Source organism: Rhizobium sp. AG855 (assembly GCF_003610655.1).
Taxonomy (GTDB): Bacteria; Pseudomonadota; Alphaproteobacteria; order Rhizobiales; family Rhizobiaceae; genus Allorhizobium; species Allorhizobium wuzhouense.
The window spans coordinates 2,524,910-2,540,574 of record NZ_RAQG01000003.1 but is presented as its reverse complement, the minus strand read 5'-3'; the positions used below and the strand labels follow the sequence as shown (position 1 = coordinate 2,540,574).

The 15,665-nt window shown below is 63.6% G+C and carries 17 protein-coding genes; 9 read left to right on the top strand and 8 right to left on the bottom strand.

Going from position 1 to position 15,665, the window contains the following annotated elements; all coding sequences use genetic code 11:
* The 3 genes from cysN to DFO46_RS12595 form a co-directional block, all read right to left on the bottom strand.
* Positions 1-1,488: a sulfate adenylyltransferase subunit CysN gene (cysN, locus tag DFO46_RS12605; RefSeq protein WP_120277530.1), complete on the bottom strand. Its 1,488-nt coding sequence runs from the start codon at positions 1,486-1,488 to the stop codon at positions 1-3.
* A 1-nt stretch (position 1,489) separates the two neighbouring features.
* Entirely contained in the window at positions 1,490-2,446 is a 957-nt protein-coding gene (gene cysD / locus DFO46_RS12600; protein WP_120277529.1) for a sulfate adenylyltransferase subunit CysD, read from the bottom strand.
* A gap of 186 nt (positions 2,447-2,632) precedes the next feature.
* Positions 2,633-3,379 (bottom strand): phosphoadenylyl-sulfate reductase, encoded by a 747-nt coding sequence (locus tag DFO46_RS12595; protein WP_183041889.1) that lies wholly within the window; start codon positions 3,377-3,379, stop codon positions 2,633-2,635.
* Between the two features lie 380 nt (positions 3,380-3,759).
* Between DFO46_RS12595 and DFO46_RS12590 the strand changes: the two genes are divergently transcribed.
* The gene (locus DFO46_RS12590) at positions 3,760-4,131 is read left to right on the top strand and encodes a hypothetical protein (protein WP_110789517.1); all 372 of its coding nucleotides are present in this window, start codon (positions 3,760-3,762) and stop codon (positions 4,129-4,131) included.
* On the opposite strand, the gene DFO46_RS12585 is transcribed toward DFO46_RS12590, so the two are convergent.
* Positions 4,115-4,795 (bottom strand): DUF2161 domain-containing phosphodiesterase, encoded by a 681-nt coding sequence (locus tag DFO46_RS12585; RefSeq protein ID WP_120277527.1) that lies wholly within the window; start codon positions 4,793-4,795, stop codon positions 4,115-4,117. The genes DFO46_RS12590 and DFO46_RS12585 overlap by 17 nt on opposite strands.
* A gap of 153 nt (positions 4,796-4,948) precedes the next feature.
* On the opposite strand from DFO46_RS12585, the gene DFO46_RS12580 reads away from it, so the two are divergent.
* Positions 4,949-5,227, top strand: a complete 279-nt coding sequence (locus DFO46_RS12580; protein ID WP_245422568.1) for an Ada metal-binding domain-containing protein — start codon at positions 4,949-4,951, stop codon at positions 5,225-5,227.
* On the opposite strand, the gene DFO46_RS12575 is transcribed toward DFO46_RS12580, so the two are convergent.
* The 3 genes from DFO46_RS12575 to DFO46_RS12565 all read right to left on the bottom strand — a co-directional run bounded on the left by DFO46_RS12575 (position 5,205) and on the right by DFO46_RS12565 (position 8,161).
* Positions 5,205-6,515 (bottom strand): TRAP transporter large permease, encoded by a 1,311-nt coding sequence (locus DFO46_RS12575; RefSeq protein WP_120277526.1) that lies wholly within the window; start codon positions 6,513-6,515, stop codon positions 5,205-5,207. The two genes, DFO46_RS12580 and DFO46_RS12575, sit on opposite strands and share 23 nt — an antisense overlap.
* On the bottom strand, positions 6,515-7,054 hold the full coding sequence (locus tag DFO46_RS12570; protein ID WP_110789513.1) for a TRAP transporter small permease: 540 nt from the start codon (positions 7,052-7,054) through the stop codon (positions 6,515-6,517). Before DFO46_RS12570 ends, DFO46_RS12575 begins: the two co-directional genes overlap by 1 nt.
* A gap of 72 nt (positions 7,055-7,126) precedes the next feature.
* The gene (locus tag DFO46_RS12565) at positions 7,127-8,161 is read right to left on the bottom strand and encodes a TRAP transporter substrate-binding protein (protein WP_110789512.1); all 1,035 of its coding nucleotides are present in this window, start codon (positions 8,159-8,161) and stop codon (positions 7,127-7,129) included.
* A 355-nt stretch (positions 8,162-8,516) separates the two neighbouring features.
* Between DFO46_RS12565 and DFO46_RS12560 the strand changes: the two genes are divergently transcribed.
* The 5 genes from DFO46_RS12560 (at position 8,517) to DFO46_RS12540 (ending at position 13,292) form a co-directional block, all read left to right on the top strand.
* Positions 8,517-9,656 (top strand): alpha/beta fold hydrolase, encoded by a 1,140-nt coding sequence (locus tag DFO46_RS12560; RefSeq protein WP_120277525.1) that lies wholly within the window; start codon positions 8,517-8,519, stop codon positions 9,654-9,656.
* A 235-nt stretch (positions 9,657-9,891) separates the two neighbouring features.
* Positions 9,892-11,196 carry a phosphatidylglycerol lysyltransferase domain-containing protein gene (locus DFO46_RS12555; protein ID WP_120277524.1) on the top strand — a complete coding sequence of 435 codons (1,305 nt, stop codon included), beginning with the start codon at positions 9,892-9,894 and terminating at the stop codon, positions 11,194-11,196.
* A 77-nt stretch (positions 11,197-11,273) separates the two neighbouring features.
* Positions 11,274-12,659, top strand: a complete 1,386-nt coding sequence (locus DFO46_RS12550) for an AcvB/VirJ family lysyl-phosphatidylglycerol hydrolase (RefSeq protein ID WP_120277523.1) — start codon at positions 11,274-11,276, stop codon at positions 12,657-12,659.
* Positions 12,660-12,723: 64 nt separating this feature from the next.
* The gene (locus tag DFO46_RS12545) at positions 12,724-12,996 is read left to right on the top strand and encodes a prevent-host-death protein (RefSeq protein ID WP_120277522.1); all 273 of its coding nucleotides are present in this window, start codon (positions 12,724-12,726) and stop codon (positions 12,994-12,996) included.
* Positions 12,993-13,292 carry a type II toxin-antitoxin system RelE/ParE family toxin gene (locus DFO46_RS12540; RefSeq protein WP_120277521.1) on the top strand — a complete coding sequence of 100 codons (300 nt, stop codon included), beginning with the start codon at positions 12,993-12,995 and terminating at the stop codon, positions 13,290-13,292. Before DFO46_RS12545 ends, DFO46_RS12540 begins: the two co-directional genes overlap by 4 nt.
* 3 nt (positions 13,293-13,295) lie before the next feature.
* Here DFO46_RS12540 and betA read toward each other — a convergent pair whose 3' ends face one another.
* Entirely contained in the window at positions 13,296-14,948 is a 1,653-nt protein-coding gene (gene betA / locus DFO46_RS12535; protein ID WP_120277520.1) for a choline dehydrogenase, read from the bottom strand.
* A gap of 100 nt (positions 14,949-15,048) precedes the next feature.
* On the opposite strand from betA, the gene DFO46_RS12530 reads away from it, so the two are divergent.
* Both DFO46_RS12530 and DFO46_RS12525 read left to right on the top strand, forming a co-directional pair.
* A complete protein-coding gene (locus DFO46_RS12530) occupies positions 15,049-15,243 on the top strand; it encodes a cytotoxic translational repressor of toxin-antitoxin stability system (protein ID WP_245422567.1) in 195 nt (64 codons plus the stop codon).
* Between the two features lie 3 nt (positions 15,244-15,246).
* A complete protein-coding gene (locus DFO46_RS12525; protein WP_120277518.1) occupies positions 15,247-15,597 on the top strand; it encodes a helix-turn-helix transcriptional regulator in 351 nt (116 codons plus the stop codon).
* Positions 15,598-15,665 lie beyond the last annotated feature (68 nt).

Here is a 15,665-nt window from a genome sequence, read left to right as displayed (position 1 = left end):
TCAGCCGTCGATGTCGTCGAGCAGCTGGCGCGCGGCGGATGTGGTGACCCGGCGGGTCTCCACCTCGTCGCGGCGGTTGGCGAGCAGCTCCGTTGCCAGCAATTGTTCGGCAAGATCCGCCGGCAGTGACAGGATCACGCGTCCCTCATGGGTATTCAGCCCGCCGAGATCGGTCCGTTTGGCTGAGATCATGCCGCCCGCCACGGTGTTGTTGGTGTCGGGATCGATCAGGATGAAGGCGCCGGTGCCGCGGTTGAGCTCGTAAGGGTCGAAGATCGCGGTTTCGTCAAAGGCGAGATGCACCTTGCCGATCGCGTTCATCTGCAGCATCTCGGCCGCCAGCCATTTGCCGGACTTGAGGTCGAGCTGCTGCACCGGCTGCACCTGCACGCGCTGGCGGCGCGAACCCGCCTTCAGCCAGTAACGCTTGCCGGGCACGATGCCGTCGGGCTGCAACGCGACGAGCTGCGCATCGAAGGCAAGCCCTGTCTGCGGCTGGGCGTCGAGCGAGACGATCATGTCGCCGCGCGCCACGTCCACCTGGCGGTCGAGCACCAGCGTGATCGCGTCACCGGCAACGGCCGCATTGCGCACCAGGTCGAAGGTGACGATCTGCTTGACGTTCGCCACCTGACCGGAGGGCAGGATGGCAACGCTGTCGCCGGGCTTTACCGCGCCACCGGCCACCGTGCCCTGGTAGCCGCGAAAACTTTCGCCCGGACGCGAGACGCGCTGGACGGGCAGGCGGAAGCCGGTCGACTGGCCGGAGCGCAGTGTCGCGAGTTCCAGCGTTTCCACCAGTGTCGGGCCTTCATACCACGGGATCACGGCACCGGCGGAGTAGACGACGTTTTCGCCCTTCAGCGCCGACATCGGAATGGCCGTCACCTGGCGCACGCCAAGCGTCAGGGCCAGGGCCTTGAACTCGGTGCTGATCTGGTCGAACACCGCCTTGTCGTAGGAAACGAGGTCGAACTTGTTCACCGCCAGCACGAACTGCTTGATGCCCATCAGCGAGGCGATGGTGGCATGCCGCCGGGTCTGTTCGAGAAGGCCGGCACGGGCATCGACCAGCAGAATCGCCAGATCCGCCGTCGAGGCGCCGGTTGCCATGTTGCGGGTATACTGTTCGTGGCCGGGGGTGTCGGCAACGATGAAGGAGCGGCGGTCGGTGGCGAAATAGCGATAGGCGACATCGATGGTGATGCCCTGTTCGCGCTCGGCCTGAAGTCCGTCGAGCAGAAGGGCGAAGTCCGGCAGGCCGAGATCGTTTTGTTGCCCGGAATCGCGACGCAGGCTGGCGGCCTGGTCTTCCTTGACGGCCTTGGTGTCCCAGAGCAGGCGTCCGATCAGCGTCGACTTGCCGTCGTCGACCGAGCCGCAGGTGATCAGCCGCAACGGGCGCGAATCGCGCACGAGAGGTGCTGCATCGGCCTGGGGAGCCTCGAGGAGTTCAGCGGCGAGGGCGGTATTGGCAGCTGCGGTCATCTCAGAAATATCCTTCGCGCTTCTTCTTTTCCATCGAGCCGGCCTGGTCGCGGTCGATGGCGCGGCCCTGGCGTTCGGAGACGGTGGCGATTTCGAGTTCGGCGATCACCTCGTCGAGGGTGGTCGCATGGGAGCGGATGCCGCCGGTGAGCGGCCAGCAACCGAGCGTGCGGAAGCGCAGCATGCCTTCCTGGATCTGTTCGCCGGGCAATGCTTCGAAGCGCGGATCTTCCGCCCACATCAGCATGCCGTCGCGCTCGACGTATTTTTGGCGCTTGGCGTAGTAGAGCGGCGGCAGCTCGATGTTTTCGGCCTGGATGTAGCGCCAGATGTCAACTTCGGTCCAGTTCGACAGCGGGAAGGCGCGCACGCTTTCGCCGCGGCGGATCATGCCGTTATAGATGTTCCACAGTTCCGGGCGCTGGTTGCGCGGGTCCCATTTGTGGTCGGGCGTGCGGAAGGAATAGATACGCTCCTTGGCGCGGGAGGCCTCTTCGTCACGGCGCGCGCCGCCGAAGGCTGCGTCATATTTGCCGGCATCGAGCGCCTGGCGCAGCGCCTCCGTCTTCATCACATCGGTATGATAGGCCGAGCCATGGCTGAACGGGCCGATGCCCTCTTCCTTGCCGCGCGGATTGGTGTGCACGATCAGGTCGAGATCGAACTTCTCTGCCGTCGCATCGCGAAACGCGATCATCTCGGGGAATTTCCAGCCGGTGTCGATGTGCAGCAGCGGAAAGGGCACGCGGCCGGGGAAGAAGGCCTTGCGCGCCAGATGCAGGAGCACCGACGAATCCTTGCCGATCGAATAGAGCATCACCGGCTTTTCAAACTCGGCGGCCACTTCGCGGAAAATATAGATCGCCTCGTTTTCCAGCGCCTTCAGATGCGGATCGAGCGGCGGCTTGGTGACGGGATCCTTCGAATGCGGATCGAATTCGGATGTGTGTACGTGCATTTTTCTTCCTTTGGGCTTTCGCCCGCATTGTCTTCTGGGGTTGCCCCTCATCCGGCTGCCGCCACCTTCTCCCCGCCTGCGGGGAGAAGAGACTCGCGGCGCCGTCGGCGGCTCCCGCCTTCTCCCCGCCTGCGGGGAGAAGGTCCCGGCAGGGGGATGAGGGGCAGCTACCGGAGCAAAATCAGTTCAAGCCGGCGTCGGGATCGCGGAGGCCGCAGCCTCCGGAACGTGCAACCCGCATTCGCGCTTCTCGTCATTCTCCCACCACCAGCGCCCGGCTCGCTCCGGCTCGCCCGGCTTGATGGCGCGGGTACAGGGCTCGCAGCCGATCGAGGGATAGCCTCTGCGGTGCAGCGGATTGGTCGGCACGCTCTCGGCCTCGACGTAAGTGTTGATCTCGTCGAGTGACCAGTCGGCCAGCGGGTTCACCTTGATCAGGTCACGCTCGGCATCGTATTCGGCAAACGGCGTGGCGGCGCGATTGCCGGACTGCGAGCGGCGAAGGCCGGTAATCCAGAAGCGGGCGCCGTCAAGCGCCTCGGCGAGAGGCACCAGCTTGCGCACATGACAGCAGGCGTGACGGGCTTCGACACTCTCGTAAAAGCCGTTGAGCCCATACTTCGCCGCATAGGCATCGATGTCGTCAGGCTTGGGATGAAAGCGCCGGATGGCGATGCCGAAGCGCTCTTCGGTCTCGGCCATCAGGTCGACCGTCTCCTTGAACAGGCGCCCGGTTTCCAGCGTCGAAACATCGATCGGCAATCCTGCAAGGCCGATGGCGGCGGTGATCACCTGGTCCTCGATCCCGAGGGACGTGGTGAACACGGCGCGGCCGTCAAGCCCCGCGACGAGGCGCAGCCGTTCCGGAAGCGAGAGCGAGGCGAGTTGGCGATCGAGGGAGGAGGCAAACTCTGCGGCACGGGTGGATGGCATCACGATAATCCTGCTGACTGTGCTGAATTATCACCGCGAACGCATCCACAAGACAGGAATCGCCTTTCAACTGCGCACGGGTGGAGAGCAAATCTCTCTACGCAGATGAGCATATGCGCGATAACGTCCCGTCGGTCCCGGCACGGCGAGGGTGCGGCCGCTGGGCGAGGACGAAAAGAATGCCTTCTATCGCTTAAATTCTATAAAATCAATAGACAAATATCTATCCGGCGCTTCCCGGTCGATGGTTGTGGCAGATGCGCGCCCGGCGTTGCGGGGGATCCTGGGCGTCATGCTTCAGCATTTGACGATGATCAGATCTGTTGCGCGGCGCGCGGGTGGTGCTAATCTCAATAGGCTTCTGGAGGGGGGAGAACACCATGCCACAACTGTCCGTCTGGTATTTCCGGACCGCAATCCTGTTTCTGATCGCCGGCATCTGTGTCGGTCTTTACATGTCGATCACGCACCAGTTCGAGGCGACCGGCGCGCATGCGCATATCAACCTGCTCGGCTGGGTCACCATGTCGATCTTCGGCCTCTACTACGCGTTCAATCCGATGCAGGCCGCAAGCCGGATCGCGAAGATCCAGTACATGGTCTACACGCTCGGCATCCTGGTCATGGGCCCATCGCTCTTCCTGATGCTGACCGGAAATACCGCGCTCGAGCCCGTCGTTGCGGTCTCCTCGCTGGTGACCTTCGCCGGCGTCCTGCTGTTTGCCGTGATCCTGTTTACGCGAAAGGCGTGAGGGGCGATTCCGCGTCACTCGGCTGCCACCGCGCCAGCGCCTCGTGCCCCGAAGGCGTCAATCCGTAGACGCCCCGTTCCACCCGCTCGAACCAGCCATAGACATTGCCCTGCAGGATCTTTCCGGCCTCGGGAACGCTTGCTCTGATCTCCCGCACCTTGAGCGGCCCCGAGGAAAGCGCCACGGCACAGCCGAGTGCCTGCTGGCGATAGGCCGTCATCAGCGGCGTCCTTGTGCTGCCGCCGACAGCCGGATCGCCCTTGCGCCGCTGGTGCTCGCGCATCAGCCGCGAGCGCCGTTTCGGATTGGTCCGGGGCATCGGCGTCACCGAGCCGACGATGACGCTGACCTCGCCCTTATCGGTAATGCCAAGCATGCCGAACCCCAGCCGCCGGCAGAGATCGCGGTAGCGCTTGTCGGCCTCGCGTCCCTTTCCCTTGGCCGAGACACGCGCCGCAATCCACACTTCGTCTGCGACCGAGGCACGGTCCACCGCCTGCAGGATGAGCTCAAGGTTGAAGCTGAGCTTCAATTCGCAGATCACCACGATGGAAGGGTCCTCGTCGCTGAGGCCGACCAGATCGCAACCGCCGATCTCGCCCTTGACGGTATAGCCGGCCGTTTCGAGGAAGCCTTTGACCGGCAGATAGAGCGACGTTTCCATGGGCCTCGGATTCGGTTGTGCACAAAACCGATACCTACAGCGCTTCGTCTGCCGGCGTCATCCGAAAACTGCCGATGATCAGCGCAGGAAACGGGTGGCCTTCTGCACCGTCTCTGAGCATGCTCGGGCCACAAAGCTGCAAGGAGGCCCTGCGTGAGCCATGACCCGACCGAAGATACCCGCTGGACAGCGATCCAAACCCGCGACAGATCCATGGACGGTCACTTCGTCTATGGCGTCCTCTCGACCGGCATCGTCTGCCGCCCGTCCTGTCCCTCACGCCCGGCAAGGCCGGAAAACGTCGTCTTCCATGAAACGGTCGAAGCCGCCCGTGAAGGCGGCTTCCGTCCGTGTCTGCGCTGCCGTCCGGACCAACCGGAGACGTGGGGAAAGCTTGAGCGACCCGCCCTCACACCAGGAAGATCGAGATGATCGGAAACGTCGTGAGCAGCACGATGCGCAACAGGTCGGCCGTGACGAAGGGCACGATCGCCTTGTAGGTGTCGCGGATCGGCACGTCGCGCGCCATGGCCGAGATGATGAAGAGGTTCAATCCCACTGGTGGCGTGATCATGCCGATCTCGGCCACCATCAGCACCAGGATGCCGAACCAGATGGCGAAATGCTCGGGGCTCATGCCGAAATCCATCGCCGTCACGATCGGGAAGAAGATCGGAATGGTCAGCACGATCATGGAAAGCGAATCCATGATGCAGCCGAAGACGATGTAGAGCAGGAGAATGATGATTAGCACCGTCATCGGCGCATAACCCTGCGCCGTCACCCATTCCGCACCGACCTGCGGCAGACGCGAGAAGGCGAGGAAGGAGTTGAAGACCGAAGCACCGAGAATGATGAAGAAGATCATGCCGGTCGAAACCGCCGTCTCCTTGAAGCAGTCGAACAGCGATTTGCGGTCGAGCCCGCCATTGATGAAGGCGACGAGGCCCGCACCGGCCGCCCCGATGGCCGCAGCCTGGGTCGGGGTGAACCAGCCGAGATAGATCCCGCCGACGACGAGGAAGAAGATCGCGACCACGGGCCAGACGGCGATCAGGGCCGGAACCCGCGCGCCCCAGGGAATCCGCGCGGCGTTGCCGGCGCTTTCCGGCCTCACCCGGACATAGATGGCGATGACCAGAAGATAGGACAGCGCCGCGATGATGCCGGGCACGAAGGCCGCAAGGAAGAGCTTGGCGATGTTCTGTTCGGCCAGGATCGCATAGATGACGAGAACGACAGACGGCGGGATGAGAATGCCGAGCGTGCCGCCGGCGGCAAGCGTCGCGGTGGCAAGCCCGCCGGCATAGCCGTTGCGCTTCAGTTCCGGCAGCGCCACCTGCGCCATGGTTGCAGCCGTTGCGAGCGACGAGCCGCAGATCGAACCGAAGCCCGCACAGGCGCCGACGGCGGCCATGGCGACGCCCCCCTTGCGATGCCCCAGGAACGCGGCGGCCGCGTTGAACAGCGACTGGCTCATGCCGCCGCGCGCGGCAAACTGGCCCATCAGCAGGAAGAGCGGGATGATCGACAGGGAATAATTCGCATTGGTGTTCCAGGCGAGCACCTTCATCTGCGCCAGGATCGGCGTCCATTTGCCGAGGACCAGATAGGTCCCGACGATGCCCGTGCCGAGCATGGCCGCCCCGATCGGCACGCGCAGGAAGATCAGAAGGATGAGAACGGGGAAGGACCAGAGGCCGATTTCGACGCTGCTCATCAATGGGCTCCAAGCGATGCGACAATGGTGCGACGATCGCGGATATCCCGGATGTCGGCAAAAATGATGAAGAGGCAGACGAAGAGATTGGCAATCAGCAGCGCCGCCCCGATGGCAAAACCCCACCAGACGGGAAAGAGCAGGAGGGGCGTCGTCTCGCCATTGCCGAGTTTGTCCAGCGTGCCGATGACATGGCGCCAGGTCACAACGCCGATCAACACAGCGATGATCACGTCCCCGATCAGCTGGGTCCAGTTCATCGCCTTCGGCCCGAAGGCCGAGATCAGGATATCGACGCCGACATGCCCGCGTTTGAGCTGGCAATAGGGAAGGAAGGCGAAGACCGCGAGGCCGCACAGAACCTCGACCAGCTCGATTTCGCCCGGCAAAGGCCGGATCGCAAGTCCGCCGACGATCGACGCGACGGTCAGCCCGCAGGCGATCACCAGGCAGAGCCCGCCAAAGCCGACGAGAGCATGGGCAAGGGCATAGGTCGCCTTTTCAAAACGCAGAAAGGCGGAAGAGGCGGGCAGGTCCATCGGTCGTCCTCTGGCAGGCGGAAAAAAACTCCGGGCGCCTCCGACAGGACGCCCGGAGATGAAGACGCTGGTTTATTTGCTGTACTGGGCGATCAGCGCGGTCGCATCCTTGTAGAGGCCGGTGCCATCGAGGCCCTTGGCATCCATGTCGGCGATCCAGGCCTTGGTGACGGCTTCGCCGGCCGCCTTCCAGCGCGCGGTTTCGGTCTCGTCCAGCGTGAAGGTGGTGTTGCCGGCCTTGTCGGCAATGTCCTTGCCGCGCACATCGCCTTCGTCCATCGCCTTGCCGAAGAGGCGGGCCAATTCCTTGCCGGAATTGGCATCGATCACCGTCTTCAGGTCATCGGGCAGCGCATCGTAGCTGTCCTTGTTCATCGCAAAGACGAAAGTGCCGGTATAGAGCCCGGTGCTGCCGGAAAAGGCGGTGTGGTTCGGCGCCAGTTCCGCGATCTTGATCGCCGGCGTCACTTCCCACGGAACGACGGAGCCGTCGATGACACTCTTCGACAGGCTTTCCGGTACGGCCGTCACCGGCATGCCGACGGGCGAAGCCCCCATGGCCTCCAGCATCTGGTTGACCACCTTCGAGGTGCCGCGCAGCTTCAGCCCCTTCATGTCCTCCAGCGATTTCACCGGCTTGGCGGCGATCGTGTGGATGAGGCCGGGACCGTGGGTATGCACGGCCAGCACATGATATTCGGAAAGCTCATCCTGGAGATGCTTGTCGGCATAATCCTGGAAGGCGACCGAAGTCGCTTCCGCCGTCGTCACCATGAAGGGCAGTTCGAAAGCTTCCGACTTCGGGAAGCGGCCGGGCGTGTAGCCGAACAGCGTCCAGGTCAGATCCACCACGCCGTCCTTGACCTGGTCGACCAGATCGGACGGCTTGCCGCCGAGCTGCATGGCGGGATAGAGCTCGACCTCGATCCGGCCGCCGGACTCGGCCTTGATCTTGTCGGCCCAGGGCTGCAGCACCTTGGACGGGATCGTCGCCTGCGGCGGCAGCATCTGGTGCAGCTTCAAGGTGACGTCCGCCGCATGGGCAGCGAAACCGGTAAATGTGAGGGCAATTCCGGACAGGCCGGCAAGCAGGAAATGGCGCAACATGGTCTCCTCCCAGAAACATATTGAAATATGGGAGAAAATCGCCGGTGCCGGCATCCGCACCACGCCACCGGGATCAGCCGGCCTGTCGCGGTGACGGCCGTCTCCTCCAGCCGGCAATCTCTCCCTTGATGGTTATGGTTGCAGAACAGGTTGTCGCGCGCAAATAAAAATCTGAGGGATAACCCATAACCGAACGGGTATGTATGCGCTGTTCCGCCCGCCCGCGATAGTGGACGGATGCGACAGCTCGGCTCCCGGCGTTGTGCTCTTGGCGAATATCCTTTGCCGCATTATAGCTCGCCACGGGCCGCCATGTGGATGGCCGTGACTGCTGGGCAGCATGAGGACGAAAAGCATGAAGAGCGCTCTTTCCGGTCGGTCCCCCGCGCGCCGGCTTACTCTGGCCGTCCTGTGCCTTGTCTCGGTCCAGCTGCTTTGCGCCTGCGCCGGCCGTCCGGGGCCCGAAACGCTGTCGTCGGTCACCCTTGGTGATTTCAAGCCGGATCGCGTGGAGACATTGTATTCCGTCACCACCCGTGGCCGAACAGAGCCGGGCAAGAACATCTTCGGCGTCGAAAAGACACGCGAGCCCAATTACGCCCGCTTCGACGTCTCGATCCCGCCCAATCACAAGCCGGCCAACATCGAATGGCCGAAGCGCAAGACGGTGGACCCCCGCACCGATTTCGCCGTTGTCTCGCAGTCCGTTCTCGACCGCGCCGGTCTGCTCGGCGCCGTTCGTGCGCCCAAGGCGCCGACACCCGTCGTCTTCGTCCACGGCTACAACTACAATTTCCAGGAAGCGCTTTATCGCCTCGCCCAGCTGAAGACCGACAGCAATGTCGACGGCCTGCCGATCGTCTTTTCCTGGCCGTCTTATGCCGCTTTGCCGGCCTATGTCGCCGACAAGGAATCCGCCACCTATTCGCGCGATGCGCTCGCCAATCTGCTGGCCGACCTCGTCACCGCGCGCAAGGGCGAGGTGGATGTCTTTGCCCATTCCATGGGCGGCTGGTTGACGGTCGAGGCGCTGCGGCAGCTCAAACTCGAAGGCCGCACCGATGTGCTCAATCGGTTGCGGGTCATCATGGCCGCGCCGGATATCGACGCCGACGTCTTCACCGCGCAGCTCGACGTGATCGGCCGGATGCGCATTCCGATCGTCATCCTGGTTGCGGCCGACGATCGGGCCTTGCAGGTCTCCAGCCTGCTCGGCGCCGGCACCCAGCGTATCGGCGCGCTTAACGTGCGCGATCGCGTTGTCGCCGATGCGGCCAAGAAAGCCGGCGTGACGATCATCGACATCTCCTCGCTGGAATCGGTCGATGCCACCAATCACAACCGCTTCTTCGACGTGAAGCAGCTTGCCAGCACGCTCAGCAAGCCGGCAGCCAGCGCATCCCTTGGCGATGCCGGTGCCTTTGTCTTCGATGCGGCTGCACGGACGGTCTCCAGTCCGTTCGCGCTGGCCGCGAAGGTCTTGCGCAGGCGCTGAGACCCGCCTCGGCGGTGGGGGCTTCGCCCGCCACCGCCGGTCGCCAAAAGACGGGGACCGCCGCCGCACCGGCTCTTTTGTCATTGACCAGACGCGATTTCCCATGTTCCGCGCAATTTATGCGTCGGTTTACCGACTCGTTTACCCGTTGGTGTCACAAACTGTGATCCATGCGAAAGATCTAATAAACACGCGTCTCCAATCCATACGGTCCTGTTGAATGACATCCCCTCCCATGTCTGAGGTTGAACTGGCGGCTTCCCAACCGCTGCCTTCGCGCGCAAGGCCGCTGCCCATAATTGCCCTGTCGGTGCTCTGCCGGCTGGTTTTGCGCGGCCCGCGGCCCGGTCTCTGGCTCGCGGCCGGCGCGAGCCTCGCGGTGATCTCGCCCCTGCTGTTTGATGAAGGTCTGCTCAATCTCGGCTGGCATCTGGTGCTGGCGCGCCATGGCATCGGCGCGACGGAGGGCACGCTTGGCCTGTCCCTGCTTTTCGGCGTCATTGCCTCGCGCGGGTTCATCCGCCGCCCCGGTCGCCGGCGGCCGGAGGAGCGCTCGGAGGGCGTCGAACGCGCGCTCGCCATCCTCGCCCGTCAGCCCGAAGCGGCAGCCGGTCTTGTGCGCCTCGGCGACAAGCAGGTGCTGGTTTCCGATTGCGGCAAGGCATTCCTGATGTATGCCCGCCAGGGGCGCTCGCTGGTTGCGCTCTTCGATCCGGTCGGGCCGAAGCGTCTTTGGCAGCCGCTTGTCGCCACCTTCATCGCCGAGGCGAAGCGTCGCCGCTGCCGTCCGGTGTTTTACCAGGTCTCCGCCGATTTCCTGCCGATCGCCGTCGAGATGCGCCTGCAGGCGCTGAAGCTCGGTGAACAGGCGGTCGTCGATCTCACGCGCTTCTCGCTCGCCGGCGGCGCCTGGCTGAAACTGCGCCGGTCGATCAACCGCGCCGAACGCGATGGCCTGACCTTCGAGTGGTTGGCCCCGCAGACCGTGATCCCGGTCATGGACGAATTGCAGGCGGTCTCCGACACCTGGCTGTCGGCGCATCAGGCCGCCGAAAAGGGCTTTTCGCTCGGCACCTTCGACCCCGATTATCTGGCCGCCAGCCCGGTCGCCGTCATCCGCCTGCACGGCCGCATCGTCGCCTTTGCCAGCGTCATGACCGAAGCCTCCGACGGCGATGCCTTCATCGACCTGATGCGCCATGTGCCGGGCGTGCATCGCGGCATGATGGACCTGCTCTTCGTGAAGATCATGGAGACGCTGAAGGATCAGGGCTTCCGCACCCTCAATCTCGGCATGGCCCCGCTCGCCGGGCTGGCGGCGCATGACCGCGCGCCGGCCTGGAACCATCTGGCGCGGCAGGTCTTCGACCATGGCGAGCGCTTCTACAATTTCCGCGGCGTGCGCGCCTTCAAGGAGAAATTCGATCCCGACTGGCGCCCGCGTTACATCGCGGTGGCGGGGCAGGGCTTTCCGCTGGCCTCGCTCATCGATGTCACACTGCTGATCGGTGGCGGCGTGAAGGGCCTGTGGCGAAAATGAGCGGTGTGGCGCGACCTGCGGCAAACGACATTCGGCACACCGGCCAGACGGCACCATTGCCGACTAGCTGCGGCCGGATGGCCGCTGCGTCACGCATGCTGCTGGCCTGTGCCGTGATCCTCGCATCCATCGCCATTCAGCCGAAGCCGTCCGTTGCTGCACCGGACCGCGTCGTCAGCCTGCCGCAGGACAATATCCTGATCCCGGACGACGATCAGATGAACGGCGTGATTTTCGTGATCTCCGATGCCGACGGATGGGACGTGATGGAGCAGGCCGCCCTTGATGCCGCAGCCGTCGGTGGCGCGATCGGGGTCGGTGTCGACCTGCGCACCTGGCGGGCTGCCCTGTCGCGCGAGACCGATCGGGACTGTCTCTTCCTGCCGGCTGATATCGAGCGATTGGCCCGTGAACTTCACCGCCGCCATGACGCCACCTTTTATCGCCCGCCGCGCGTCATGGGCTTTGGGGAGGGCGCGACGCTGGCGCTGGCGATTGCCGCCCAGACCCCCAATGCCAGTTTTGCCGAGACGATCGGTGAAACGCTGGCGATCGATCCGGCCGAAGCGGTCTCCCTGCCGAAGCGCCTCTGCACATCGGCATCCTACCACCAGACGGCCAGAGGTTATGCCTATGAACTCGGCCCCGGCGCGCTGCCCAATCCCGTGCGCATCATCCTGTCCGCCGCCGCCGATCCCTCCGGCCGCGCCCATGCGCAGAGCCTGAAATCGATCCATCCGGAAATCGTCATCACCGCGCATGCCGGCGGCCCCGCCCGCGCCCTGGCGCTCGAGGCCGCCGCCCTTGCCGACCGGCTGACGCCGGAGGATGCGGCACTCGATCTGCCGCTCGTCGAAGACATCGTCACGCCCGCCCACGACACGGTCGCCATCTTTTATTCCGGCGATGGCGGCTGGCGCGAGATCGATCAGCGCATTTCCGCACGTCTCAACGACAAGGGCGTGCCCGTGATCGGCATGGATGCGCTGCGCTATTTCTGGAGCGAGAAGAGCCCAAAGGAAACCGCCCGGGACCTCTCGTCCATCATGGCCCACTATCGCCAGCATCTTGGCGTCTCCAGGGTCGTGCTGATCGGTTATTCCTTCGGCGCCAATGTGCTGCCCAAAGTCTACGGTTTGCTGCCGGCAGCCGACAAGGAGGCCGTCACACTGCTTTCGCTGCTGGCTTTGTCCCGTCAGGCCGATTTCGAGATCGCCGTCGCCGGCTGGCTGGGTGCTGCCGGCACCGGCAAACAGGGCGACCCGGTCGAGCATCTGGCTGAGGTGGAGGCCGCAAAGATCCAGTGCGCCTACGGCCTCGAAGAGCAGGGCAGCGGCTGTCCGCCTCTCGCATCTCGCGTGAAGGACGGCCTCCAGCTGATCGCCCGCCCGGGCGGCCATCACTTCGACGAGAATTACGAGCTGGTGGCCGACGAGATCCTGGCGCGGATCCGGCCCCACTGAGCTCAGCCTTATCAGCTCCCGATTTTTGCGCTATGATTGGCACCACGCGCAGGAGCCGACGCCCATGACCGAAACCGCGAAACCCGCTGTCCTTGATGACGAAGAATTTCACGCGGCCGCCGAAAGCGTCCTGCGCGAAGGCGAGACCGTGGCCGATCTGATCGACCGCTCGGCGAGAGCCGAGGTGGAGTATCGGCGGGAACAGGCGGCCTTTGTCGCGAGAGGGTTGGCGGCACTGGAGGAAGCAGAACGCACCGGCGTCTGGTACAGCGCCGAAGAGGTTCATGCTGAACTCAGAGCCAGGCTCGAAAAGAGGAAGGCCGAGTTGAGCCGATGAGCCGAAAGATCCGCTACAACGCAAAGGCGCGGACGGATCTGAACAGGCTTTACGATTTTCTGCTGGACCGGGACGCGGCCACAGCCGAGCGGGCGCTGGATGCGATCGTTGAATGCGTCATGGGGCTCGCCCAGTACCCCAATACCGGCCGCAAGATCGAACAAGACGGCCAGCTGTTCCGGGAACTCGTGATCCCCTTCGGCCGGGCCGGATACCTCGCTCTGTATCAGGTCTCCCCAGCTGGCGACGTCAACATCCTCGCCATCCGCCACCAGCGCGAAGACGACTACCGCTGAGCCTTACCGATCACTCGTCTCCCAGCGCGGGTTGATCCACGGCTCCTGATTGCTGCGCGGCAAGGGCTGCTTGCCGAGGATATGATCCGCCGCCTTCTCGCCCGTCATGATCGAGGGGCCGTTCAGGTTGCCATAGGTCACATGCGGGAAGATGGATGAATCTGCCACGCGCAACCCCTCGACGCCGATCACCTTGGTGGTCGGATCGACCACCGCCATCGGATCATCCGCTCGGCCCATCTTGCAGGTTCCGCAGGGGTGATAGGCGCCTTCCAGGTGCTCCCGCAGATAGGCGTCTATCTCCTCGTCCGACTGCACATTCGGCCCCGGTGCGACTTCGATCTCGCGATAGGGATCGAAGGCCTTCTGGGCAAAGATCTCGCGGGTGACGCGCACCGCATGGCGGAATTTTACCCAGTCTTCCGGATCGCTCATATAGTTGAAACGCAGCACCGGCGTATCCTTCACATCGGGCGAGCGCAGCGTCACCGAGCCGCGCGACTTCGACATGTTGTAACCGACATGCGCCTGGAAGCCATGGCCACCCACCGCCGACTTGCCGTCATAGGAGATGGCGATCGGCAGGAAGTGATACTGGATATCAGGCCATTTGACCCCGGCCGCCGAGCGGATGAAGGCCGCCGCCTCGAACTGGTTGGAGGTTCCAAGCCCTTTCTTGAAGAACAGCCACTGCGCGCCAACCACGCCCATCCAGAACCAGTTGTTCTTCGAATGCAGCGTGATCGGCAGCTTCGACTTGAACTGGTGGTAGTATTCCAGGTGATCCTGCAGGTTCTGGCCCACGCCCGGGCGGTTCGCCACGACGGGAATACCCATCTCTTGCAGATGCGCCGCCGGGCCGATGCCTGAGAGCATCAGGATCTTCGGCGAGTTGAAAGCCGATGCCGCAACGATCACCTCGCGGTTCGCCCTGACGATCTCGATCTTGCCACCGATCTCGACCTCCACGCCAACGGCACGGGTGCCCTCCATCACGACCTTGCGGGCATAACAGCGGATCAGCGAGACATTCGGCCGCTTCAGGGCGGGCTTCAGATAAGCATTCGCCGTCGACCAGCGCCGTCCCTGCCAGCTGGTCTGCTCCATCAGGCCGAAGCCCTCCTGCTGCCGGCCGTTATAGTCTTCCGTCACCGGAAACCCGGCCTGCCGTCCCGCCTCGATGAAGGCACGATACAGCGGGTTTTTCACCTCGCCGCGACGCACATGCAGCGGCCCGTCCGTCCCCCGCCAGCCCTCTTCGCCACCATGCGATGTCTCCTGCCGCTTGAAATAGGGCAGCACATCCGCATAGCCCCAGCCGGTCGCGCCCAGTTCTTCCCAGCGATTGAAGTCTTCCGCATGGCCGCGCACATAAACCATGCCGTTGATCGAGGACGACCCGCCCATCACCTTGCCGCGCGGCGCAATCATCCGGCGATTGTTGAGATGCGGCTCGGGCTCGGTCATATAGCCCCAGTTGTAGCGCTCCATGTTCATCGGATAGGCAAGCGCCGCCGGCATCTGCACGAACGGCCCGATGTCCGACCCGCCGAATTCGAGCACGATGACGGTGTTTTTCCCGTCTTCCGACAGGCGATAAGCCATGGCCGCGCCCGCGGAGCCGGAACCGATAATGACGAAATCTGCGTTTTGCATGGTCTCAGATCCGAGTGGTTGAAGGGTTATAGCTATTTGCTATATTCTTGACATGAAGAGGGTGGAGTACACCAAAGCTGCGACCAAAGTTCTTGACGGAATGCAGCCCAAGCGACGGGATGCGATCCGGTCGAAGGTCGATGCCTTCGCGCGCGGCGAGCGTGTTGATGTGAAGAACACCGGAAGCCAGCTTCTGAGAATTCGTGTTGGCGATGACCGGGTCATCATCGACGAGCAGACGATGCTGGTCCTCGTTGTCGAGGTCGGGCCGCGGGGCGGAAGCTACAAGGAGTGAACCATGGGCGAACTGCGCAAGACCGTCATCGACGGCGAGACCTATGTTCTCGTTCCCGAGGACGAATACGAAGACCTGATCGATAGCATTGCGGCTGAGAAGATCATGGCGCGCATCCGGGCCGGCGAGGAAACCTGGCCGGCCGAGCTCGTTTACGAGCTCTGGGAAACCGACAGCCGCATCCGCACCTACCGCACTTACCGCAAACTGTCCGTCTCCGACCTCGCGGCCGCCGCCGGCATCTCCCAGCCCTATCTCTCCGAGATCGAAAGCGGCAAGAAGACCGGCTCCGTCGATGTGCTGAAGCGGATTGCAGTCGCCTTGAAGGTCGATCTGGACGATATCGTGGTGTGACTGCCAAACGTCGAAGCTGCAGCACCCCCCTCTGTCGGCTGCGCCGACATCTCCCCCACAAGGGGGGA